The sequence below is a fragment of the Streptomyces sp. NPDC005423 genome, assembly GCF_040606415.1.
In the GTDB taxonomy this organism is placed as follows: domain Bacteria; phylum Actinomycetota; class Actinomycetes; order Streptomycetales; family Streptomycetaceae; genus Streptomyces.
Genome location: NZ_JBEXET010000006.1, coordinates 139,897 through 160,869, shown reverse-complemented (window position 1 = coordinate 160,869; position 20,973 = coordinate 139,897). Strand labels below are relative to the sequence as shown.

The 20,973-nt window shown below is 72.2% G+C and carries 20 protein-coding genes, 1 pseudogene and 1 riboswitch; of the genes and pseudogenes, 4 read left to right on the top strand and 17 right to left on the bottom strand.

Going from position 1 to position 20,973, the window contains the following annotated elements:
- Window positions 1–27 precede the first annotated feature (27 nt).
- The 10 genes from ABZT12_RS10775 to ABZT12_RS10730 all read right to left on the bottom strand — a co-directional run bounded on the left by ABZT12_RS10775 (window position 28) and on the right by ABZT12_RS10730 (window position 9,098).
- The gene (locus ABZT12_RS10775; protein WP_356380697.1) at window positions 28–1,113 is read right to left on the bottom strand and encodes a hemolysin family protein; all 1,086 of its coding nucleotides are present in this window, start codon (window positions 1,111–1,113) and stop codon (window positions 28–30) included.
- Complete coding sequence (locus ABZT12_RS10770; protein ID WP_356380694.1) at window positions 1,110–2,450, bottom strand: hemolysin family protein; 1,341 nt, start codon at window positions 2,448–2,450, stop codon at window positions 1,110–1,112. Before ABZT12_RS10770 ends, ABZT12_RS10775 begins: the two co-directional genes overlap by 4 nt.
- 199 nt (window positions 2,451–2,649) lie before the next feature.
- Window positions 2,650–3,114 (bottom strand): PH domain-containing protein, encoded by a 465-nt coding sequence (locus tag ABZT12_RS10765; RefSeq protein ID WP_356380691.1) that lies wholly within the window; start codon window positions 3,112–3,114, stop codon window positions 2,650–2,652.
- 14 nt (window positions 3,115–3,128) lie between these two features.
- The gene (gene hisG, locus ABZT12_RS10760; RefSeq protein WP_356380688.1) at window positions 3,129–3,977 is read right to left on the bottom strand and encodes an ATP phosphoribosyltransferase; all 849 of its coding nucleotides are present in this window, start codon (window positions 3,975–3,977) and stop codon (window positions 3,129–3,131) included.
- Window positions 3,978–4,033: 56 nt separating this feature from the next.
- Entirely contained in the window at window positions 4,034–4,306 is a 273-nt protein-coding gene (locus tag ABZT12_RS10755) for a phosphoribosyl-ATP diphosphatase (protein WP_326724407.1), read from the bottom strand.
- A 34-nt stretch (window positions 4,307–4,340) separates the two neighbouring features.
- The gene (gene ribH, locus ABZT12_RS10750; RefSeq protein WP_356380684.1) at window positions 4,341–4,826 is read right to left on the bottom strand and encodes a 6,7-dimethyl-8-ribityllumazine synthase; all 486 of its coding nucleotides are present in this window, start codon (window positions 4,824–4,826) and stop codon (window positions 4,341–4,343) included.
- A 26-nt stretch (window positions 4,827–4,852) separates the two neighbouring features.
- The gene (locus ABZT12_RS10745; RefSeq protein ID WP_356380681.1) at window positions 4,853–6,187 is read right to left on the bottom strand and encodes a bifunctional 3,4-dihydroxy-2-butanone-4-phosphate synthase/GTP cyclohydrolase II; all 1,335 of its coding nucleotides are present in this window, start codon (window positions 6,185–6,187) and stop codon (window positions 4,853–4,855) included.
- Window positions 6,184–6,828 (bottom strand): nicotinamide mononucleotide transporter family protein, encoded by a 645-nt coding sequence (locus ABZT12_RS10740; RefSeq protein ID WP_356380678.1) that lies wholly within the window; start codon window positions 6,826–6,828, stop codon window positions 6,184–6,186. Before ABZT12_RS10740 ends, ABZT12_RS10745 begins: the two co-directional genes overlap by 4 nt.
- Complete coding sequence (locus ABZT12_RS10735; protein WP_356380676.1) at window positions 6,825–7,427, bottom strand: riboflavin synthase; 603 nt, start codon at window positions 7,425–7,427, stop codon at window positions 6,825–6,827. Before ABZT12_RS10735 ends, ABZT12_RS10740 begins: the two co-directional genes overlap by 4 nt.
- 146 nt (window positions 7,428–7,573) lie before the next feature.
- Window positions 7,574–7,704: riboswitch (FMN riboswitch) on the bottom strand.
- A gap of 176 nt (window positions 7,705–7,880) precedes the next feature.
- The gene (locus ABZT12_RS10730; RefSeq protein WP_356380673.1) at window positions 7,881–9,098 is read right to left on the bottom strand and encodes an ROK family transcriptional regulator; all 1,218 of its coding nucleotides are present in this window, start codon (window positions 9,096–9,098) and stop codon (window positions 7,881–7,883) included.
- 123 nt (window positions 9,099–9,221) lie between these two features.
- On the opposite strand from ABZT12_RS10730, the gene ABZT12_RS10725 reads away from it, so the two are divergent.
- The gene (locus tag ABZT12_RS10725) at window positions 9,222–10,451 is read left to right on the top strand and encodes an MFS transporter (RefSeq protein ID WP_356380670.1); all 1,230 of its coding nucleotides are present in this window, start codon (window positions 9,222–9,224) and stop codon (window positions 10,449–10,451) included.
- Here the strand turns inward: ABZT12_RS10725 and ABZT12_RS10720 are convergent.
- Complete coding sequence (locus tag ABZT12_RS10720) at window positions 10,411–10,869, bottom strand: thioesterase family protein (RefSeq protein ID WP_356380667.1); 459 nt, start codon at window positions 10,867–10,869, stop codon at window positions 10,411–10,413. The two genes, ABZT12_RS10725 and ABZT12_RS10720, sit on opposite strands and share 41 nt — an antisense overlap.
- Before the next feature lie 110 nt (window positions 10,870–10,979).
- A complete protein-coding gene (locus ABZT12_RS10715) occupies window positions 10,980–12,266 on the bottom strand; it encodes an alginate lyase family protein (protein WP_356380664.1) in 1,287 nt (428 codons plus the stop codon).
- 123 nt (window positions 12,267–12,389) lie between these two features.
- Between ABZT12_RS10715 and ABZT12_RS10710 the strand changes: the two genes are divergently transcribed.
- Window positions 12,390–13,793, top strand: a complete 1,404-nt coding sequence (locus tag ABZT12_RS10710; RefSeq protein WP_356380661.1) for a solute carrier family 23 protein — start codon at window positions 12,390–12,392, stop codon at window positions 13,791–13,793.
- Between the two features lie 103 nt (window positions 13,794–13,896).
- Window positions 13,897–14,607, top strand: a complete 711-nt coding sequence (locus ABZT12_RS10705; protein ID WP_356380658.1) for a DUF5995 family protein — start codon at window positions 13,897–13,899, stop codon at window positions 14,605–14,607.
- A 7-nt stretch (window positions 14,608–14,614) separates the two neighbouring features.
- Here ABZT12_RS10705 and ABZT12_RS10700 read toward each other — a convergent pair whose 3' ends face one another.
- From ABZT12_RS10700 to ABZT12_RS10690, 3 genes and pseudogenes are all read right to left on the bottom strand, one after another.
- Window positions 14,615–16,312 (bottom strand): NAD(P)/FAD-dependent oxidoreductase, encoded by a 1,698-nt coding sequence (locus ABZT12_RS10700; RefSeq protein ID WP_356380655.1) that lies wholly within the window; start codon window positions 16,310–16,312, stop codon window positions 14,615–14,617.
- Between the two features lie 47 nt (window positions 16,313–16,359).
- Window positions 16,360–17,157: a carbon-nitrogen hydrolase family protein gene (locus tag ABZT12_RS10695; protein WP_356380652.1), complete on the bottom strand. Its 798-nt coding sequence runs from the start codon at window positions 17,155–17,157 to the stop codon at window positions 16,360–16,362.
- 208 nt (window positions 17,158–17,365) lie between these two features.
- Window positions 17,366–17,675, bottom strand: a pseudogene (locus ABZT12_RS10690) (HAD family phosphatase); the annotation flags it as partial.
- 222 nt (window positions 17,676–17,897) lie between these two features.
- Here ABZT12_RS10690 and ABZT12_RS10685 point away from each other — a divergent pair.
- Window positions 17,898–18,638, top strand: a complete 741-nt coding sequence (locus ABZT12_RS10685; protein ID WP_356380649.1) for a GntR family transcriptional regulator — start codon at window positions 17,898–17,900, stop codon at window positions 18,636–18,638.
- 4 nt (window positions 18,639–18,642) lie between these two features.
- Here ABZT12_RS10685 and ABZT12_RS10680 read toward each other — a convergent pair whose 3' ends face one another.
- Window positions 18,643–19,095, bottom strand: coding sequence for an Lrp/AsnC family transcriptional regulator (locus ABZT12_RS10680; RefSeq protein WP_356380646.1), 453 nt, complete (start codon window positions 19,093–19,095; stop codon window positions 18,643–18,645).
- Between the two features lie 344 nt (window positions 19,096–19,439).
- Window positions 19,440–20,882, bottom strand: a complete 1,443-nt coding sequence (locus tag ABZT12_RS10675; RefSeq protein WP_356380874.1) for a GuaB1 family IMP dehydrogenase-related protein — start codon at window positions 20,880–20,882, stop codon at window positions 19,440–19,442.
- Between the last annotated feature and the right edge of the window lie 91 nt (window positions 20,883–20,973).

Sequence of the window (20,973 nt, the reverse complement as noted above, 5' to 3'; positions counted from 1 at the left end):
GGTTCCCGGGGCCCCGGCCCCGGACGCTCAGCCGGCCAGCGCCTCCTCCTGGGCGCCGCTGACCCGCGGCTCGGCCACCCGTACCTCCGGGGTGTCCCGGTGGGCCGGGTCGTTGACCTCGCCCACCAGCAGTTCCAGGACGTCCTCCAGGGCGACCAGGCCGAGCACCCGGCCGGAGGCGTCGGCGACCTGGGCGAGGTGGGTGGCGGCCCGGCGCATGACCGTGAGGGCGTCGTCCAGGGGGAGTTCGGCCCGCAGGGTCGTCATCGGACGCCAGATGTGCTGGGGCACCGCCCGCTGCGACTCCTCCAGGTCGAGGACGTCCTTCACGTGCAGATAGCCCATGAAGGCCCCGGTCTCCGCGGCGATCGGGAAGCGCGAGTACCCGGTCCGCGCGGTGAGCGCGACGATCCGGCCCGGGGTGACCGCGGGGCTGACCGTCACCAGGGACTCCCGGCGCAGCAGGACGTCCGTCACCGGGCGGGAACCCAGCTCCAGCGCGTCCTCCAGGCGCTCCTGCTCCTCGGGGTCGAGCAGCCCGGCCTGGCCGGAGTCCTCCACCAGCCGGTTGAGCTGCTCACTGGTGAAGACGGCCTCGACCTCGTCCTTGGGCTCCACGCCGAAGAGGCGCAGGATGCCCCGGGCGCAGGCGCCGAGGGCGACGGTGATCGGCCGGCAGACCCGGGCGAAGGCCACCAGCCCCGGACCGAGCCAGAGCGCGGCCTTCTCCGGCGCTGCCATCGCGAGGTTCTTCGGGACCATCTCGCCGATGACGAGGTGGAAGAAGACGACCGCGGCGAGCGCGATGACGTAGCCGAGGGGGTGGATCACGCCCTCGGGCAGGCCCGCCCACGCGAAGACCGGCTCCAGCAGCTGTGCCACCGTCGGCTCGGCGACCGCGCCGAGGGTCAGCGAGCAGACCGTGATGCCGAACTGCGCGGCGGCCATCATCTGCGGAAGCCGCTCCAGGCCGTAGAGGACCTGGCGGGCGCGGGTGGTGCCGACCGGTTCGATCTGGCTGCGGCGGACCGAGACCAGGGCGAACTCGGCGCCCACGAAGAAGCCGTTGGCGAGCACCAGGAGGGCGGCGAAGAGGAGTTGGAGGAGGCTCATCGGGTCGTCTCCGTCACGTTGACCGCGGCGGCGGTGCGGACCAGCCGGACCCGTTCCGCGCGGTAGTGGCCGACCTGGCGCACCGACAGCCGCCAGCCCGGCAGTTCGGCCCGGTCACCGGGGGCCGGGATCCGGCCGAGCAGGTCGGCGACGAGGCCGGCGACCGTCTCGTAGGGGCCCTCGGGCACGTCCAGGCCGATCCGCTGGAGGACGTCGACGCGGCAGCTGCCGTCGGCGTCCCACGCGGGTCTGCCGTCCTCGGACGGGGCGGGGGCGAGCTCGGGCGGTTCGTTGAGCACGTCGTCGTGCTCGTCGCGCACCTCGCCGACGAGTTCCTCGACGATGTCCTCCAGGGTGACCACGCCGGCCGTACCGCCGTACTCGTCGACGACCACGGCGATGGGCTGTTCGCTGCGCAGCCGGGCGAGCAGGGGCTGCACGGGCAGCGTCTCGGGGACCAGCACCGGGACCTTGGCGATCCGGGTGACGGAGGTGCGGAGCCGGTCGTGGGACGGCACCGCCAGGGCGTCCTTGAGATGGACCATGCCGACGATCTCGTCGATCTTCTCGCGGTAGACGGGGAAGCGGGACAGGCCGGTGGCGCGGGTCAGGTTGACCACGTCCTCGGCGGTCGCCGAGGACTGGAGCGCGCTGACCCTCACTCGCGGGGTCATCACGTGCTGCGCGGTGAGCTCGCCCAGTGACAGCGTCCGTACGAAGAGGTCGGCCGTGTCCTGTTCCAGGGTGCCGGCCCGGGCGGAGTGCCGGGCCAGCGAGACGAGTTCGCCGGGGGTGCGGGCGGAGGCCAGCTCCTCGGCGGGCTCGACGCCGAGGGCGCGGACGAGCCGGTTGGCGACCGTGTTCAGCGCGGCGATCACCGGGCGGAACAGCCGCGCGAAGACGTGCTGGGGCCGGGCGACGAAGCGCGCGACCTGCAAGGGCCGCGACACCGCCCAGTTCTTGGGGACGAGTTCGCCGATCACCATCTGTACGGCGGAGGCGAGCAGCATGCCGACGACGACGGCGACACCGGAGACGGCGCCCTCGGGGACGCCGAGCGCGCCGAACGGGCCGTGCAGCAGTTCGGCGAGGGCCGGTTCGGCGAGCATGCCGACGACCAGCGAGGTGATGGTGATGCCGAGCTGGGTGCCGGAGAGCTGGAAGGACAGCTCCTTGAGCGACTCGACGACCGTGGCGGCCCGTCGGTCGCCCTGGGCGGCGGCCTGCTCGGCCTCGGGACGCTCCACGGTGACGAGCCCGAACTCGGCGGCCACGAAGAAGCCGTTGGCGAGAATCAGCAGGATCGCCGCTCCGAGGAGCAGCAGGGGGATGGTCATGCCGCCGCCTCGAAAGGTCGGGGAGGGGCGGCGCAGGTACTACAGGACGATCCGTCCATCGCTGGAGGGAGTCACTCCTCGGGTCGCAGGGGGGCCTCTGAGGACCGGAACGGCAGCAGAGGCGGAGGCGCAACGAGAACGCCTCCGCCAACAGGTTAATCAAGACATGGGTGCGAACGGCAGGGTGGGCCGCCCCGAGTCAGCCCTGATGTTGCCCGGGATCCACCGTGGCGCGGGTTTCGGCGAGCGCGCGCAGGGTCCGCGCGTCGGCGATGGCGCGTTCCTTGGCGATGCCCGGCTGGATGCCGAGCGCGGGCAGGCTGGTGCCGTCAGTGAGGTCGAGGAAGACCCAGGGGTCGCCGGGACGCAGGTTCACCTGGACGATCTCCGCCCACTCCAGGTGGCGTCGGCCGACGATGTTGACGACGGTGACACCGGAGTCGTCGGCGACGACCTTGACGCGGGCGAGCAGGGCGAGGACGCCGAAGAGTACGGCCGCCGTGATGACGAAGCTGAGCCGCTCCCCCGGGCCGAGCTGCTCCAGGAGCAGCGCGACGGCGGTGATGACCACGAAGATCGCGGCGCCGGCGGTGAGCAGCACGGCACGGGTGCGGCCCGGCCGGAACGTGACGGGCAGGGCGGGGAGAGCGGGCTGTGCGGGCATGGCGTACGCGTTCCTCAGAGACGGCAGGCGTGGATGGCCGTCGTCAGGATGGCCCGGGCGCCGATGTCGTACAGGTCGTCCATGATCCGCTGGGCCTCCTTGGCGGGGACCATCGCGCGGACGGCGACCCAGCCCTCGTTGTGCAGCGGGGAGACGGTCGGCGACTCCAGTCCCGGAGTGAGCGCGACGGCCTTCTCCAGCTGCTCGACCCGGCAGTCGTAGTCCATCATCACGTAGGTCCGGGCCACCAGGACGCCCTGGAGGCGGCGCAGGAACTGCTGGACCTTCGGGTCGTCCGCCTCGGCTCCCCGGCGGCGGATGACGACGGCCTCGGACTTCATGATGGGCTCGCCGAACACCTCGAGGCCCGCGTTCCGCAGCGAGGTGCCGGTCTCCACGACGTCCGCGATGACCTCGGCGACGCCGAGTTCGATGGCGGTCTCGACGGCGCCGTCGAGGTGGACGACGGAGGCGTCGATGCCCTGGTCGGCGAGGTGGGCCGCGACGATGCCCTCGTAGGAGGTGGCGACCGTCTTGCCCTTGAGGTCCTGGATGCCGGTGGCCGCGCCGGGACGGGAGGCGAAGCGGAACGTGGAGCGGGCGAAGCCGAGCGGGAGGATCTCCTCGGCGTCGGCACCGGAGTCGACGAGGAGGTCGCGGCCGGTGATGCCGATGTCGAGGCGGCCGGAGGAGACGTAGATCGCGATGTCACGGGGGCGGAGGTAGAAGAGCTCGACCTCGTTGACCGGGTCGACGACCCGCAGCTCCTTGGACTCGCGGCGCTGCCGGTAGCCGGCCTCATGCAGCATGTCCGCCGCAGGTCCTGAGAGGGAACCCTTGTTGGGGACGGCGATGCGCAGCATGAGGTCGGCTTCCTTCGCGTGGTGGGTGGGTCGGTGCGGGGCGGAACGGGTGCGGACTACAGATGGGAGTAGACGTCGTCCAGGGAGATTCCCCGGGCGACCATCATCACCTGGACGTGGTACAGCAGCTGCGAGATCTCCTCGGCCGCCGCCTCCTTGCCCTCGTACTCCGCGGCCATCCAGACCTCGGCGGCCTCTTCGACGACCTTCTTGCCGATCGCGTGGACGCCCTTGCCGACCAGTTCGGCGGTGCGGGACGTGGCGGGATCGCCGGTGGCGGCCTTCTGCTGGAGCTCGGTGAAGAGCTCCTCGAACGTCTTATTGGACATGATGGTGTTCACCCTATGCGCAAGTGCGCCGCGCTCACCGCCAGGGTTCGGATACTGAGCGGAGGGTGGCCGCCGTCGCCACCGCCGCCGTCACCGCCTCGTGCCCCTTGTCCTCGCGGGAGCCGTCGAGACCGGCCCGGTCGAGGGCCTGCTCCTCGGTGTCGCAGGTCAGCACGCCCATGCCGACGGGGACACCGGTCTCCACGGAGACCTGCGTCAGGCCCTGGACCACGCCCTGGCACACGTACTCGAAGTGGGGGGTGCCGCCGCGGATGACGACGCCGAGGGCGACGATCGCGTCGTAGCCCCGGCCGGCCAGCGCCTTGGCGACGACCGGGAGTTCCCAGCTGCCGGGGACGCGGAGCAGGGTCGGCTCGTCGATCCCCAGGTCGTGCAGGGCGCGCAGGGCGCCGTCCACCAGACCGTCCATCACCTTCTCGTGCCACTGCGCCGCGACGACGGCGACCCGCAGGTCCCCGACATCGCGTACGGACAGTTCCGGTGCACCCTTGCCGCTCACGTCTGCTGTCTCCTCGGTTCGCTTGCTTACTGGTTGCCGCAGGCGGACACGGGAACCGTGTCCAGCCAGGGCAGGTCGTGCCCCATCCGGTCCCGCTTGGTCCGCAGGTAGTGGAGGTTGTGCTCGCCCGCCTGTACGGGCATCGGCTCCCGGCCGTTGACCTTGAGTCCGTGCCGGACGAGCGCTTCGCTCTTCTCCGGGTTGTTGGTCATCAGCCGCAGGCTGCGCACCCCGAGATCGGCCAGCATCCGCGCGCCGGCGCCGTAGTCCCGGGCGTCGGCGGGCAGGCCCAGCTCCAGGTTGGCGTCGAGGGTGTCACGGCCGCGCTCCTGGAGCTCGTAGGCCCGGAGCTTGGAGAGGAGGCCGATGCCCCGGCCCTCGTGGCCGCGCAGATAGACCACCACTCCCCTGCCCTCCTGCTGGATGCGCTCCAGGGAGGCCTCCAGCTGGGGGCCGCAGTCGCAGCGCAGGGAGTGGAAGACGTCGCCGGTCAGGCACTCGGAGTGGACACGGACGAGGACGTCCTCGCCGTCGCCGATGTCGCCGTGGACGAGGGCCACGTGCTCGACGCCGTCGGCGACGGAGCGGTAGCCGTACGCCGTGAACTCGCCGTGACGGGTGGGCAGTTTGACCTCGGCCTCGCGGCGGACGGTGGGCTCGGCACTGCGCCGGTAGGCGATCAGGTCCTCGATGGAGATGATCGCCAGGCCGTGCTTGCGGGCGAACGGGATCAGTTCGGGGAGGCGGAGCATACGGCCGTCCTCGCCCGCGATCTCGACGATCGCGCCGACCGGTCGCAGGCCCGCGAGGCGCGCGAGGTCGACGGCGGCCTCGGTATGGCCGTCGCGTGCCAGCACGCCGCCGGAGCGGGCGCGCAGCGGGAAGACGTGGCCGGGTCGGACCAGGTCGTCGGGCTGGGCGTGGCCGCCCGCGAGCAGGCGCAGGGTGGTCGCGCGGTCGGCGGCCGAGATGCCGGTGGTCACGCCGTGGGCGGCCGAGGCGTCGACCGACACGGTGAACGCGGTCTTCATCGACTCGGTGTTGTCCTGGACCATCTGCGGGAGCCGCAGCCGGTCCAGTTCGTCGCCCTCCATGGGGGCGCAGATGAGGCCCCGGCACTCGCTCATCATGAAGGCGACGAGTTCGGGGGTCATCTTCTCGGCGGCCATGACGAGGTCGCCCTCGTTCTCCCGGCTCTCGTCGTCGACGACCACGACCGGGCGGCCGGCCGCGATGTCGGCGACGGCCCGCTCGACGGGGTCGAGTACGAACTCCTCCACGGTGTCCGCGCGTCGGGGGACGGAGGGGGTGGCGGGCTGCGTCTTGTGCGGGGCGGTGACGGGTGCCGGGCGGGCGGTCATGCCGGCGCTCCTTCCAGGACGGGCCGCGGGGTCTCGCGGGAGCGCAGCCACCAGTCGCGCATGCCCCACAGGACGAGCGCGCCGTAGATGACGTAGACGAAGCCGGAGAAGGCGAAGCCGTTGGCGAAGTTGAGGGGGACGCCGACCAGGTCGACGAGGAGCCAGGCGAACCAGAACTCGACCATGCCGCGGGCCTGGGCGTACATCGCGACGACGGTGCCGACGAAGATGTAGGCGTCGGGCCAGGGGTCCCAGGAGAGCGAGGGGAACGCCTTGAAGAGGGCGGCGACGGCGACGGTTCCGACGGCGGCGGTGCCGGCCAGGACCGCGCGCTCGCGCCAGGTGGCGAAACGGGGGACGACGCGGCCGTCGGCGGAGTCGCCCCGGCCGCGGCTCCACTGCCACCAGCCGTAGACGGCGACGACCATGACCACGGCCTGCTTGCCGGCGCTGCCGGAGAGGTGGGCGGTGGCGAAGGCGGCGAAGAGGATGACACCGGAGAGGAACTGGACGGGCCAGCTCCACAGGGAGCGGCGCCAGCCGAGCGCGAGGGCGGCCAGTCCGATCACGTTGCCGGTCATGTCCGACCACTTGATGTGCTGGCCGAACAGGACGAAGGCCTCGGAGTTGAGCCAGTTCACCGCTCGGCCCCCCGGGCGCCGAGCAGCCGCTCCACGTACTTGGCGACGACGTCGACCTCCAGGTTGACCGGGTCGCCCGGCTCCTTGAGGCCGAGGGTGGTCAGGCCGAGGGTGGTGGGAATGAGGCTGACGGTGAAGTAGTCGGGTCCGGCGTCGACGACGGTGAGGCTGATGCCGTCGACGGTGATGGAGCCCTTCTCGACGACGTAGCGCGTGAGGTCCGCGGGGAGCGAGATCTTGACGATCTCCCAGTTCTCGGACGGCTTGCGCTCCACCACCTGGCCGGTGCCGTCGACGTGTCCCTGCACGATGTGGCCGCCGAGGCGGGCGCCGAGGGCCATCGGGCGTTCGAGGTTGACGCGGGCGCCGGCGGTGAGTCCGTCCAGGCTGGAGCGGTTGAGCGTCTCGGCCATGACGTCGGCGGTGAACTCGTCACCTTCGAGGTCCACGACGGTGAGACAGACCCCGTTCACGGCGATGGAGTCGCCGTGCTTCGCGCCCTCGGTCACGACGGGTCCGCGGAGCCTGAAGCGAGAGGCGTCGTCGAGGGTCTCGACGGCGGTTACCTCACCCAGCTCTTCGACGATTCCGGTGAACACTTCCCGGGTCCTCCTGCCACTTGGGGCACGGACTCCGGGGCTGTCGATGACGACAGAGGAACGGACGTGAACACCACGAGCGACGCCGGACGCGGCCCGTCCGGACAGGACGAACCGATACGGCGGCGCGCACGAATGCCCGCCCGCCGCGCACTGCCTCCCATCCGGACTTTAACCGTCGGTCCAGGAATTCCACCTGGTCAACCGGCCGCTGGAAGCGGCCGGGTCGCGGACTATAACCGCCGGTTCGGACTTTCACCGACCCCGGAGTGCGCTGCTACTGATACATCGCAAGTCTGCCACGCCCGGCAAGGGTCCATCCAGGTGGCGGATGTGGGGTGGATCACAGCGCGCCCCGGCATTGACGTATTGGTCTAGTCCTTTTAGGGTGCACGAGGACCCGGCGGCGGTGACGACGGCCCTTGCCCGCCGTCGGGCCACCCCGCCCCGGCCCTATCGCCCCGACGGCGCGAAGAGCTCGTCCTGCGCGCCGTCGCGCGCCGTCAGCAGCGCCCCGCGCAGTACGGCCGCGCCGCCCAGGAGACTCGGCCGCACCTCCGCGGAGAGCGGTGACATCCGGGCGACCCGCGCGGCGACCCGCCGGGCCAGTTCGTCCCCGCCGGCCTGTCCGGCCTCCCCGCCGAGCACCACGCACCCCGGGTCCAGCAGGGCCACCACCGAGGAGACCCCGAGCGCGAGCCGGTCGGCGAGGGCGTCCAGGAAGGCTTCGGCGCCCGGCCGCCCGGCATCGGTCACGGCGGTCCGCACCAGCTGTGCCGCGGTGGCCCCGGCGGGAGCCGACAGGCCGTTCGCGTACGCCAGTTGGACGATCGCCGCCGAGCCGACGAGCGAGTGGAAGCCGCCCGCGCAGTCCGTGGCCGACGGCAGTCCGGTCGTGCCCGGCACCGGCAGGAAGCCGATCTCGCCGGCCCCGCCGGAGGCCCCCCGGCGCAGCGCGCCGTCGAGGACGACCGCGGCGCCGACGCCCGCCCCGAGCCAGAGCAGGACGAAGGTGTCCCGGTCCCGCGCGGCGCCCTCTCGCTGTTCCGCCAGCGCCGCCAGGTTGGTCTCGTTCTCGACGACGACCCGGGCCTCGGGGAGCCGCTCCTGGAGGGCCGCCACCAGCCGGCGGTGCCACTCGGGCAGGCCCGTGGTGTCCCGGAGTTCGCCGGTCGCCGGGTCGACCAGACCGGGCGCGCCGACGCCCACGGTGTGCAACCGCCCCCAGCCGCGCACCAGTTCACGCGGTGGCGCGCCTCCGGCACCGGCTTCCTTCGCGGCCCGTTCGACCAGCGCCACGGCCTGCTCGACCGCCGGTCCGGTGTCCGTGTCGCCGCCGATCGGCAGGGAGGCCTCGGCGAGGACCCGGCCGAGCAGGTCGGAGACGGCGACGGAGACGCCCTCCGTGCGGATGTCCAGCGCGGCCAGATGGGCGCGGTCCGCGACGATGCCGTACAACCGGGCGTTCGGGCCCCGGCGTTGGGCGCCGGACTCGCCGGCCGTCTCGATCAGTCCGGCCTCCGTGAGGCGTTCGACGAGGTCGGCGACGGTCGGCCGGGACAGACCCGTGAGCTGCTTCAACTGGCTTGCCGTCAGGGGGCCTTGCTGCTGGAGCAGGCGCAGGGCGAGCCGGTCGTTGATGGCCCGTGCGGTGCTCGGGGATGCGGGCATGCCGGGAATCCTCCCAGATCGGCGGGGTGCGGCAGGCGGCCGGTGACTCCCTTTCTATCAGGCAGGGTTCCTGATAGTTTACGGCGTCGCGGACGGGGAGCCGAACAGCGGGAGGGGCCGAGGATGAGCGGAACCGGCGAGGGGGCCGAACGCGGTGGAGGCGAGCGCGAGGTGCGGCGCGCCCGGTACGCCGTGGCGGCGGTGTTCGCCGTGCACGGCGCCGTGACCGGTTCGTTCGCGACCCGGGTGCCGTGGATCCAGGACCACGCGCACGTCGGCACTGGGCAGTTGGGCCTCGCGCTCGCCTTCACCGCGTTCGGCGCCTCCTGTTCGATGCCGCTCGCCGGCCGGATCACCCACCGCTTCGGCAGCCGCGCGGCGCTGCGCGGGCTGATCGCGCTCTGGACGCTCTCGCTCGTCCTGCCCTCGCTCGCGCCGAACCTGGGCACGCTCTGCCTGGCGATGTTCGCCTACGGAGCGAGCGCGGGGACGGCCGACGTCGCGATGAACGCGCTCGGGGTCGAGATAGAGCGACGGCTCGGTAAGTCGATCATCTCCGGGCTGCACGGCATGTGGAGCGCGGGCGCGCTGACCGGTTCGGCGGCCGGCACCCTCGCCGCGCACCTCGGGGCGGACGCCCGGCTGCACCACGTACTGGCGGCGGCGGTCCTCACCCTGTTCGGGGTGGGCGCCTGCCGCTGGGTGCTCGACCTCCAGCCGGCCGAGGAGGAGGAGCCGCCGCCCCGGTTCGCGCTGCCGCCCAGGTCGGCGCTGCTGATCGGCGCGGTGGGGTTCTGCGCGGTGTTCGCCGAGGGGGCGAGTCTGGACTGGTCCGCGGTCTTCCTGCGGGACCGGCTCGGCACTTCCGCGGGGCTGGCCGCGGCCTCGACGACCGGGTTCATGCTGACCATGGCGGTGGCCCGGCTGGTCGGCGACGCGGTCGTGAACCGGTTCGGCTCGGTGGGCACGGTCCGCGCGGGCGGCGGTCTGGCCGTCTGCGGCGGGCTGCTGATCGTGGTGGCCAACAGTCCGGCGCTGGCGATGGGCGGCTTCGCGCTGCTCGGCCTCGGTATCGCGGTGGTGGTGCCGCTCTGCTTCGCGGCGGCGGGCCACAGCGGGCCCAACCCGAGCCAGGCCATCGCGGGTGTCGCGACGATCACGTACACCTCGGGGCTGATCGCGCCGAGTCTGATCGGCGGGGTGGCCCAGGCGACGAGCCTGGTGGTGTCGTTCTGCCTGGTGACGGTCGCGGCGGGCGGGCTCGCCGCGTTCGCGGGCGTCCTGCGCGCCGGGGACCGCGACCGCCCGAGACTCAGTCCCGCGAGCGCAGCAGTGCCCGGCCCGCGACCCTGAACCGCTCGCTCCAGGGCGCCGGGCGCAGGGTGTGGGCGTCCAGCCGGACGAGCACCCGAGTGCCGTGCGCGTAGGTCTCCGTGCCGTCGGCCGAGCAGAGGCGGAAGCCGTAGGTCAGGCCGGTGGTGCCGAGCCGCTCCAGCCAGAGGTGGACGGCGTACGCGCCGGGCCGGGTGACCGGTGCCTCGTAGCTGACGCGCAGTTCGCGGACCGCGTGGCAGGCGTCGCCCGCGGCCGCCCAGTCGCCGTCGAAGGTGATGCCGTGTTCCCGCCACAGCTCGGCCCAGGCGCGCTCGGCCATGAGCGGGTAGCGGGCGTTGTGGAGCAGTCCGAGCGCGTCCAGGTCGTCGAAGTGGACGGTGACCGGGATGAGCCGGCCGTACGGCAGGGCGGGGACGAGGGGCGCTTCGGCGGTCACGGGCGGGGCTCCTGGGCGGTGCGGGTGAGGCGGTGGGGACACCTCATCCTAAGCGACCGCTCAGGAGCCCCTGTCGGGAAGGCCCTGGTCAGGGCGGTGGACGGAGTCCGTCAGCCGGCGGCGATGGAGTCGAGCTGCTCCGCCGCCGGGCGCAGCGCCCACAGGTCACCGCCGGGGGGCGCCTCCAGTCGCGGCAGGGCGGCCCGGGCCCTGGCGTCCCCGGCGTCGGCCGCCGCGTGGACGACGTCGCTCGCCGCGTAGCGGTGGAACTCCAGCTCCGGATACGGCCACGCGGCGGCCCCGGTCGCGGCCGGCAGCAGATGGTCGACGGCCTTGAACAAGCTCTGCCCGTCCGGTCCTCGATAGCGCCACAGGTCCACGCCGACGTGACCGCCGATCGCCGCGAGCCGGGTGTAGGCGACCAGGTCGAAGGTCGAGTAGTGCCAGCTCCTGGTCCGCGCCAGCTCCTGCGGCTGGCCGCCGTCGGCCGCGATCTGCGGGTCGATGCGCCGGGCCCGCGCGTCCAGCACGGTCCGGCGGGCCAGCGCGTCGTCGCCGGTCGCGTAGGCGAGGGCGGCGAGCTGCATGTCGTAGAAGGTGCCGTGGTTGTTGGCGGCGGCGTTCTCCTCCTGGCCGAAGGCGCTGTTCTTCAGCCAGCCGAGGAAGTCGGAGTTCCACGTGGTCATGGCGGTGCGGTCGGCCCTCGTCCAGCCGGGGGCGCCGGTGCCGAGGAGCGCGATGGCGTCGACGACGCTGGTGTACGACTGGGAGAAGTCGATGATGCCGATGGCCCGGCCGTCGTACTTGCAGGGGATGAACTGGCCGTGGTCCAGGTCGGGGTTCATCCGGGTGGCCGGGGCGAGGAACCAGGTGCGCAGGACCTGACCGGCCTTCCGCGCGTACCGCTGGTCGCCCGTGTAGTACCAGGCGAGCGAGAGGTCGTAGGTGGAGTCGAAGACCTTCTCCACGTCCTGGCGGTCGGTGCCGGTGTCGACCTCGGGGTTGCGCTGCCCGTCGCGCTGGACGTAGGGGCAGCCCCAGGGGTTGTCGGTGGTCGGGGCGGTCGTGGGCCACCAGTAGGGGGCCTGGCTCAGGTATTCGTGCACATCGCCGCCGGGCGCCGGCTTGGGCTTGTCGACGACCGTCCAGGGGCCCTGGTCGAGCCAGTTGTCGGCCCGCTCCTTCAACTCCTCGACGGAGCGGCGCAGTTGGGGGTCGCCGTGGTCCAGTCGGACCTTGGTCCGCTGGAGCCGGGCGCCGTCCAGGACGGCGGTCCTGGGGACGGGCGGGGCCGCGGCGGGGTGCGCGGCGGCGGGCGGCACACCTGTCGCCGCGAGGCAGACCACGGCGGCGAGGAGGACTCCTAGGCGGGATCCGGCGCGGGCTGGGGCACTCATCAACCAACTCCGATCAGATATGTGAACGCAGTTCATGAGTGGAGCCGTGTGAGCGTAGAACCCCGAGGTACCCGTGACAATGGTGCGGACCATCTTCAGGTACAGAGAAAGCGAATCCCCACCATGGACCTCGGCGTGTGCTGGAAGCTGCACGGTGACGGGCGGTCGCCCGCGCCCGGAGCGGTCGTCCGCCCCGACGAACGGCTCTCCTGGCCCCGCACCATCGGGCTCGGCGCCCAGCACGTGGTGGCCATGTTCGGCGCGTCCTTCGTCGCCCCGGTGCTGATGGGTCTCGATCCCAACCTCGCGATCATGATGTCCGGGGTGGCGACCGTGATCTTCCTGCTCGCCACCCGCGGCCGGGTGCCCAGCTATCTGGGCTGCTCGCTCTCGTTCGTGGGGGTAGCCGCGGTCATCCGCGCGCAGGGCGGCACGAGCGCGACGGTGACCGGCGCGGTCTTCGTCGTCGGGGTCGCGCTGTTCCTGGTGGGCCTGGCCGTACGACGGTTCGGGGCGCGGATCGTGCATGCGGCGATGCCGCCGGTCGTCACCGGCGCGGTGGTGATGCTGATCGGCTTCAACCTCGCCCCGGTGACCGCCGCCACCTACTGGCCGCAGGACCAGTGGACGGCCGTGCTGGTCATGCTCTTCACCGGTCTGGCCGTCGTCTGCCTGCGGGGCTTCTGGTCCCGCGTCGCGATCTTCCTGGGCCTGGTCCTCGGCTACGGCATCTCGTGGGCGTTGGACCGGGTCTTCGGCAGGATCCACTCCCCGAACGCGGCCGGCACGGTCAGCGACCACTGGCGCCTGGACCTCTCCGGTGTCGGCCGGGCCGAGTGGATCGGGCTGCCCCACTTCCACGGGCCGTCCTTCCAGTGGTCGGCGGTCCTGGTCGCGCTGCCGGTGGTGATCGCGCTGGTCGCGGAGAACGCCGGGCACGTGAAGGCGGTCGGCGAGATGACCGGCGACCCCCTGGACGACCGGCTGGGCACCGCGATCTCGGCGGACGGCGTGGCGTCGATGCTCTCCACGGCCGTCGGCGGCCCGCCCAACACCACGTACTCCGAGAACATCGGCGTGATGGCCGCCACCCGCGTCTACTCCACGGCCGCCTACTGGGCCGCCGCCTGCTTCGCGCTCCTCTTCGGCGTGTGCCCCAAGTTCGGCGCGATCGTGGCCGCCGTCCCGGGCGGAGTGCTCGGCGGAATCACCGTCATCCTCTACGGCATGATCGGCCTGCTCGGCGCGCAGATCTGGCTCAACGCCGGGGTGGACCTGCGCAATCCGCTGAACCTGGTGCCGACCGCGGCGGGCATCATCATCGGCGTGGGCGGCGTCTCGCTGAAGTTCACCGACACGTTCACGCTCAACGGGATCGCGCTCGGCACGCTCGTCGTCATCACCGGCTACCACACGCTGCGTCTGCTCGCCCCCGCCCACCTCAAGACGGGGGCACCGCTGCTCGACGAGGGCACGTCGTCCTACGACGCGCCGGCCGACGGCGACGGTGGGCACCCCACGTCGTAGACGTGCGCCGCCCCGACGCGCGGGCCGGGTCCCGTTCCCCCGTTCTGGGGACGCGCCGGGCCCGTCCGCGCTCCCGCCGCTGCCGGGCTGGGACCCTGCCCCCATGCGGCAATCGGCACACTTCACCACACCCGCGGGTGTGGACACGGTCGTCTCCCGGATGCGCGCCCTCGACGAGGCGCTGCCCGGACGGGACGGGGTCGCGGTCTTCAATCGCGTCTACCTCGCCGTCACGGAGGCCGTCGACCGGCGTATCGACAGCGGCCGGCTGGGCGACGCGCGGACCGCGATCGCGCTGGACGTACGGTTCGCGGAGCGCTACCTGACCGCCGTGGACGCGGTGTCGGACGAGCGGCGGCCACCGGCCTGCTGGCGGCCGCTGTTCCAGTTCCGCCGCCATCCCGGGGTACGTCCGCTCCAGTTCGCGCTGGCGGGCATCAACGCGCACATCGGGCACGATCTGGCGCTGGCCGTGGTGGACGCCTGTCGCACGCTCGACTGCGAACCCGCCGACCTCGAGGACGAGTTCGACCGGGTGGGCGAACTCCTCGGCACGCTGGAGGAGCGCATCCGCGAGGAGCTGATGCCGGGCCCCGACCTGCTCCAGATCGCCGATCCGCTCACCCATCTGCTCGGCTCGTGGAGCCTGGAACGGGCGCGGGACGCCACCTGGTCGGCGGCGCGGGCGCTGTGGGCTCTGCGCCGACTCCCCGAGCTGGCCGAGGAGTTCACCGAACGGCTGGACGCGGCGGTGGGGTTCGCCGGGCGCATGCTGCTCACCCCGCTGCCCGAAGTCACCGACCGGACGCGGTGAACCGGGTTCAGTCCTCCGGGAGTTCGACGGGGGCGATCTCGTCGTAGACGTCGCCCGGACCGGGGTTGGCCGGGTCGGTCGTCCCGCCGAGCTGGTGCATGACGCCCCAGACCGCGTTCAGCGCGGTCTGCACGGCACCCTCGGCCCAGCCGGCCGTCCAGGAGATGTCGTCGCCGGCCAGGAAGATGCCCCGCTTGTCCGCGGGCAGCCGGTCCTGCATGAAGTGCGTGAACAGGCGCCGCTGGTAACGGTAGTGGCCCGGCAGGTTGGCCTTGAACGCGCCCATGAAGTAGGGCTCGTTCTCCCAGGAGACGGTCACCGGGTTGCCGATGACGTGCTTCCTGATGTCCACCCCCGGATAGATCTCGCCGAGCGACTTCAGCATGACCTCCATCCGCTCGCCGGCGGAGAGCGGCAGCCACTTGAGGCTGTCGTCGCACCAGGTGTAGGACAGGCAGATCACGGCCGGCCTGTCCGGGCCGTCGTCGAGGAGGTAAGTACCGCGCGTCATACGGTCGGTGAGCGTCATCGACATGACGTCCCGGCCGGTCCGCTCGTCCTTGTCCAGCCAGAACGGCCGGTCCACGGGGACGAAGAGCTTCGAGGACTCCATGTAGTGGGTGCGCTCGATCGCGGTCCAGTGGTCGATCGGGAAGAGCGAGTCGTCGCAGGCGATCTTCGACAGCAGCATCCAGGACTGGGCGGTGAAGACGGCCGCCCGGAAGGTGCGGATGGAGCCGTCGGCGTCGGTGACGGTGATCCCGTTGCCCGCGGTGCGGTGCAGCCGGGTCACGGCCGGGCGGGGCACGCCGCCCTCGTGCAGGGAGGCGAGGGAGGTGCCGTACGGCCAGTGCACGATCTTCTGCGGCTCGCGTTCCCACAGGCGCAGCGGGAGTTGCTGGGAGCCGCCGACGATGCCGCGGTGGTGGTCGTCGGCCTCGGAGTAGACGACGCGCAGGATCTCCAGGATCGAGTTGGGGAAGTCGGTGTCCCAGCCGCCGGTGCCGAAGCCGACCTGGCCGAAGATCTCGCGGTGCCGGAAGGACCTGAACGCCTCGGAGTCGCAGAGGAAGCCGTAGAAGGTCTGGTTGTCGAGCTTCTCCACCAGCCTCGACCAGATCTCCCGGATGCGCGGGACGTCCCGCTCGCGCATCGCCCGGTTCATGTCGGAGAAGTCGGCGCCCTCTTCGAGGCACGCGTTCCAGGCGTGCATCACGTCGCGGTAGACCTGCGGCAGGTCGTCGACGGTGGTCGCGTAGTGCGACTCGCCCTTGAGGTCGACGACGGTCGAAGGCGTCGCCTCCGCGAGGGGGTTGGGGAACGGCCGGGTCTCCAGTCCCACCAGGTCGATGTAGTGCTGGAGCGCGGTGGAGGACGGCGGGAAGCGCATCGCGCCCATCTCGGCGGTGAGGGACGGGTCGCACCCCTCGAAGCCGACCGTGCGCAGTCGGCCGCCGATCCGGTCGGCCTCGTAGACGACGGGCTTCAGGCCCATCTTCATCAGCTCGTAGGCCGCCACGATGCCGGAGAGACCGCCGCCGACGACCGCGATTTCGGTGCCGTGCTCGGTCGCGGGTATCTGGCCGAGACCCGCCGGGTGGGCGAGGAAGTCGTCGTAGGCGTACGGGAAGTCCGGCCCGAACATGGTGATCGGCGGCTGCTGCGCGTCGGCGTGCTGGACGGCGTTGGGCACCGTGGACGTCATGGGGTACGGACTCCTTGCGACAGAACTGCGGTGAGCGGAGGGGAAGTTCAGACGAGGGACCGGTAGAGGCCGGGGCGCCGGTCCGTCAGGTACGGGTTCGCCTCGCGGGAGGCGGCCAGGAACGCGGGGTCCACGTCGGCCAGCAGCAGTTCGGCGGCGCGGCCCGCGCGGGCGCGGGCGACTCCGTCGGGACCGGCCAGGGCGGAGAGGCCGACGAAGTCGAACTCCCCTTCCACGCCGGTCCGGTTGACATACGCGACGTACATCTGGTTCTCGAACGCGCGCACCGGGACGACGGACTCGGCGACGAACTGGAACGGATGCATCTGCGCGGTCGGCACCAGGAGGAGGTCGGTACCGGCGAGGGCGTGGGCGCGGACGTACTCCGGGAACTCGACCTCGTAACAGATCATCAGTCCGACGCGGAGGCCGTTCAACTCGGCCTGAGTGACGGACTGTTCGCCCGGGGTGAAGTGGTCGCGCTCGAAGCGGCCGTAGAGGTGGGTCTTGCGGTGGTTGGCGAGGCGGCTGCCGTCGGCGGAGATCAGCTGGGCCGAGTTGTGGACGGTGGGGCCGTCCTCGTCCGCACGCTCGGGGTAGCCGTAGGCGATGGCGAGGCCGTACCGGGAGGCGGTCTCGGCGACCGCGTCGGCCGACTCGCCGTCGGCCGGCTCGGCGAGCCGGGCGACGTCGTCGCCGATCGCGTACCCGGTCAGGAACAGCTCCGGCACGGCCAGCAGCTCGGCTCCCGCGGCGGCGGCCCGCTCCGCCGCCTCGTCGAGAACCCTGAGGTTCGCGGCGACGGAGCCGGGCCGGCCGGAGCTCTGGAGCAGGGCGGTGCGCATGCGGGTTCCTCACCGGTACGGAGGGGTTCGGGGGTCACTCAGACGGTACGGTCGGCGGCGACCCCCGAACAAGGAGCACCCGTTGCGCACCGACCGGCGAAACGTTGCGTCCGTCCGCCGCTCCCCGGAGATTCGTTGCGCCACCCCCCCTGCGCCCCCGCCACGCCTGCCGCCGGGCCGCGGGTTCAGCTCATGACCGGAGTGCGTACGTCACCATCGCGCGCAGGTCGGCGGGGGCGACCCCGACCAGGCCGGCCCGTACGGTCCGGCCCGGCGCCGGGGTCGATCGGCGCGAGCGAGGGCACCGCGAGCACCGCGCACCCCGCCGCCTCCGCGGAGCTGACGCCGACCTGGGTGTCCTCGACGGCGACGCAGGCGGCCGGATCGACGCCGAGGGCGTGGCAGGCGGCGAGGTAGGGGTCGGGGGCGGGCTTGGTCCGCCCGGTGTCGTCGGCGGTGACGGAGACCGCGAACCGGCCGGCGCCGAGGGCGTCGAGCACCGTGTCGGCGACCGCGCGGGACGGGCCGAGCAGCGCCGGAGTGCGCCACAAGGGTGAGGATGAAGCGGGAACCTGTCCGAACAAGTCGGCCTCAGTACGCCCGTCCACGGTGTCCGGTCCATGAACGCCGCCGGAACCCTGGACCCCGGTTCTCTGCACAGTCCCGACGGCGACGGACCGCGGGCGGAACTGGATTTAGGCTGCTCACGCTGTGCACAGTGACCGACTCAGAGGGGAAGCATGACGGCGCGACACGAGGAGATCGCCGACGAGCTGCGCCGGGCGATCGACCGCGAGGAGTACACGGTCGGCAGTCTGCTGCCCACCGAGACGGACCTCGCCGCCCACTACGGCGTCTCGCGCGGTACGGTCCGCCAAGCCGTCGCGACCCTCACCGCCGAGGGCCTGATCGGCTCCCGTCAGGGCGCCCGCCGGATGGTCCTGGCCAGCCGCCGCAGCCAGAGCTTCGCCGAACTGCGCAGCTTCGCCCAGTGGGCCCGCGCGATGGGCCACGAGGCGACCGGCCGGGTGGTCGCGCAGAGCTACCGGCCGGCCACCAAGGAGGACCTCACGCGCCTCCAACTTCCCCCGGAGTCAACGGTGTTGCACGTCCTGAGGGTACGCGGCCTGGACGGTGGACCGGTGCTCCTGGAGCGGACCGTGTACGCCGGCTGGATCGCCCCCGCCGTCGAGGTGATCGAGGCCGACTGCCCGTCCGTCACCCAGCGCCTCTTCGACGACACCGGCCTGGTCTTCGCCTACGGCGAGCATGTCATCGACGCGGTGTCGGCCGGCGCCCGCGACGCCGAACTGCTCGGCGTGCGGCGCACCAGTCCGCTGCTGCGGGTGCGCCGGGTGACCACGACCCGCGAGGGGCGCCCGGTGGAGTGGTCGGACGACCGCTACCGCTCGGACGCCGTGAGCTTCAGCGTGCACAACTCGATCGGGAACAACGCGCTGGCCCGCAAACCGGTGGAGTGAGCGGCTACGCCGGCGGGCCGGACGAGAAGCGGCGCAGCAGCGGCGAGAGCACCAGCACCGACTTCGTCCGCTCCACGAACGGCTCCCCCGCGATCCGTTCCAGGACCCGCTCGAAGTGGCGCATGTCGGCGGCGAAGACCTGCACGACCGCGTCCGCGTCACCGGTGACGGTGGATGCCGCCACCACCTCCTGGTAGCGCTCCAGGCCCCGTCGGATGGTCTCGGGCGAGGTGTTGTGCCGGCAGTAGATCTCCACGAAGCCCTCGGTCTGCCAGCCGAGCGCCGAGGGGTCCACCCGCACCGTGAAGCCGGTGATGGCACCGGTGGCGCGCAGCCGGTCCACCCGGCGTTTCACGGCCGGCGCGGAGAGCCCGACCAGGTGCCCGATGTCCGCGAAGGAGCGGCGGGCGTCCTCGGCGAGGGCGTGCACGATGCGTTCGTCGAGTTCGTTCAGCACAGGGGTTGATCACATTTCGGGTGGTGCCTGCCGGGACCGGCGAAAGCCGTATACGAAGTAGAACACGAGCCCGACGGCCATCCGGATTCCGCGGACCGCCCAGGTACCGGCCGGCGGACCACCCGCTGTCCGGACGTGCGGGCGTCGTGGCCGGGCGTCGTGGCCGGGCAGGGGCGTTCGTGGCGCGGGCGTCCGTGGCGCGGGCCGCGCGACCCCCCGAACGGCGCTCCAGCCGCTCCAGCGAGAGGGCGCCGCGGCCCGCGGACGGTGGGCCGACGCCCGCGGACGACTTCCGGGTGACCCGGGTGGGGATCAACACGAGTCGTGCACGCGGGAGTTGGGCCTCAGCTCCAGCTGGCGTGGAGCGGCTTGCCCTCGGCGTAGCCGGCCGCGCTCTGGATGCCGACGATCGCCTTCTCGGCGAACTCCTCCAACGAGCCGGCGCCGGCGTAGGTGCAGGAGGAGCGGACGCCCGCGATGATCGAGTCGATCAGGTCCTCGACGCCCGGCCGGCCCGGGTCGAGGTACATGCGGGAGGTGGAGATGCCCTCCTCGAAGAGCGCCTTGCGGGCGCGGTCGTAGGCCGACTCGTCCGAGGTGCGGTTGCGGACCGCGCGGGCGGACGCCATGCCGAACGACTCCTTGTAGAGGCGGCCGTCGGCGTCCTGCTGGAGGTCGCCAGGGGACTCGTAGGTGCCCGCGAACCAGGAGCCGATCATCACGTTCGAGGCACCGGCGGCGAGGGCCATGGCGACATCGCGGGGGTGGCGGACACCGCCGTCGGCCCACACGTGCTTGCCGTGCTTCCTCGCCTCGGCGGCGCACTCCGCCACGGCCGAGAACTGCGGCCGGCCGACGCCGGTCATCATGCGGGTGGTGCACATCGCGCCAGGTCCGACACCGATCTTGATGATGTCGGCGCCCGCCTCGACGAGGTCCCTGACGCCCTCGGCGGCGACGATGTTGCCGGCCGCGAGGGGCACCCGCGGGTCGAGCGCGCGGACCGTACGGACCGCGCTGATCATCGACTCCTGGTGGCCGTGCGCGGTGTCGATGACGAGCGTGTCGACGCCCGCGTCGAGCAGCTGCTTGGCCTTGCCGGCCACATCGCCGTTGATGCCCACGGCGGCGGCGACCCGCAGCCTGCCGTCCGCGTCGACGGCCGGCGAGTAGAGCGTGGCGCGCAGGGCGCCCTTGCGGGTGAGGATGCCGGCGAGCCGGCCGTCCCGGTCGACGGCGGGGGCGTAGCGGCGGTTGGCGCCGTCGAGCCGGTTGAACGCCTCACGCGGGTCGATGTCCGCGTCGAGCAACAGCAGGTCCCGGGACATGACCTCGGAGAGCTGGGTGAAGCGGTCCACGCCGGACAGGTCGGCGTCGGTGACCACACCGACCGGCCGCTGCTCCTCGTCGACGACCACGCCGGCGTTGTGCGCGCGCTTGGGCAGCAGGGCCAGCGCGTCGGCGACGGTCTGGTGCGGGACCAGCCGGATCGGGGTGTCCAGCACCAGATGGCGGCTCTTCACCCAGGAGACGACCTCGGTGACGACGTCGATCGGGATGTCCTGCGGGACGACCACGAGCCCGCCGCGCCGGGCCACGGTCTCGGCCATGCGGCGTCCGGCGATGGCGGTCATGTTGGCGACGACCAGCGGGATCGTGGTGCCGGTGCCGTCCGGGGAGCGGAGGTCCACACCCTGCCGCGAACCGACGGCGCTACGGCGCGGCACCATGAACACGTCGTCGTACGTCAGGTCGTACGGGGGCTGGATGTCGTTGAGGAAACGCACGTGCTGCACATCCCAGTCGATCAGAGGTGGCCCCCGGACCGGCCGGCCAAGGGGAAGAGCACGTACCTCATTGTCCCATGCCGACCGGAAC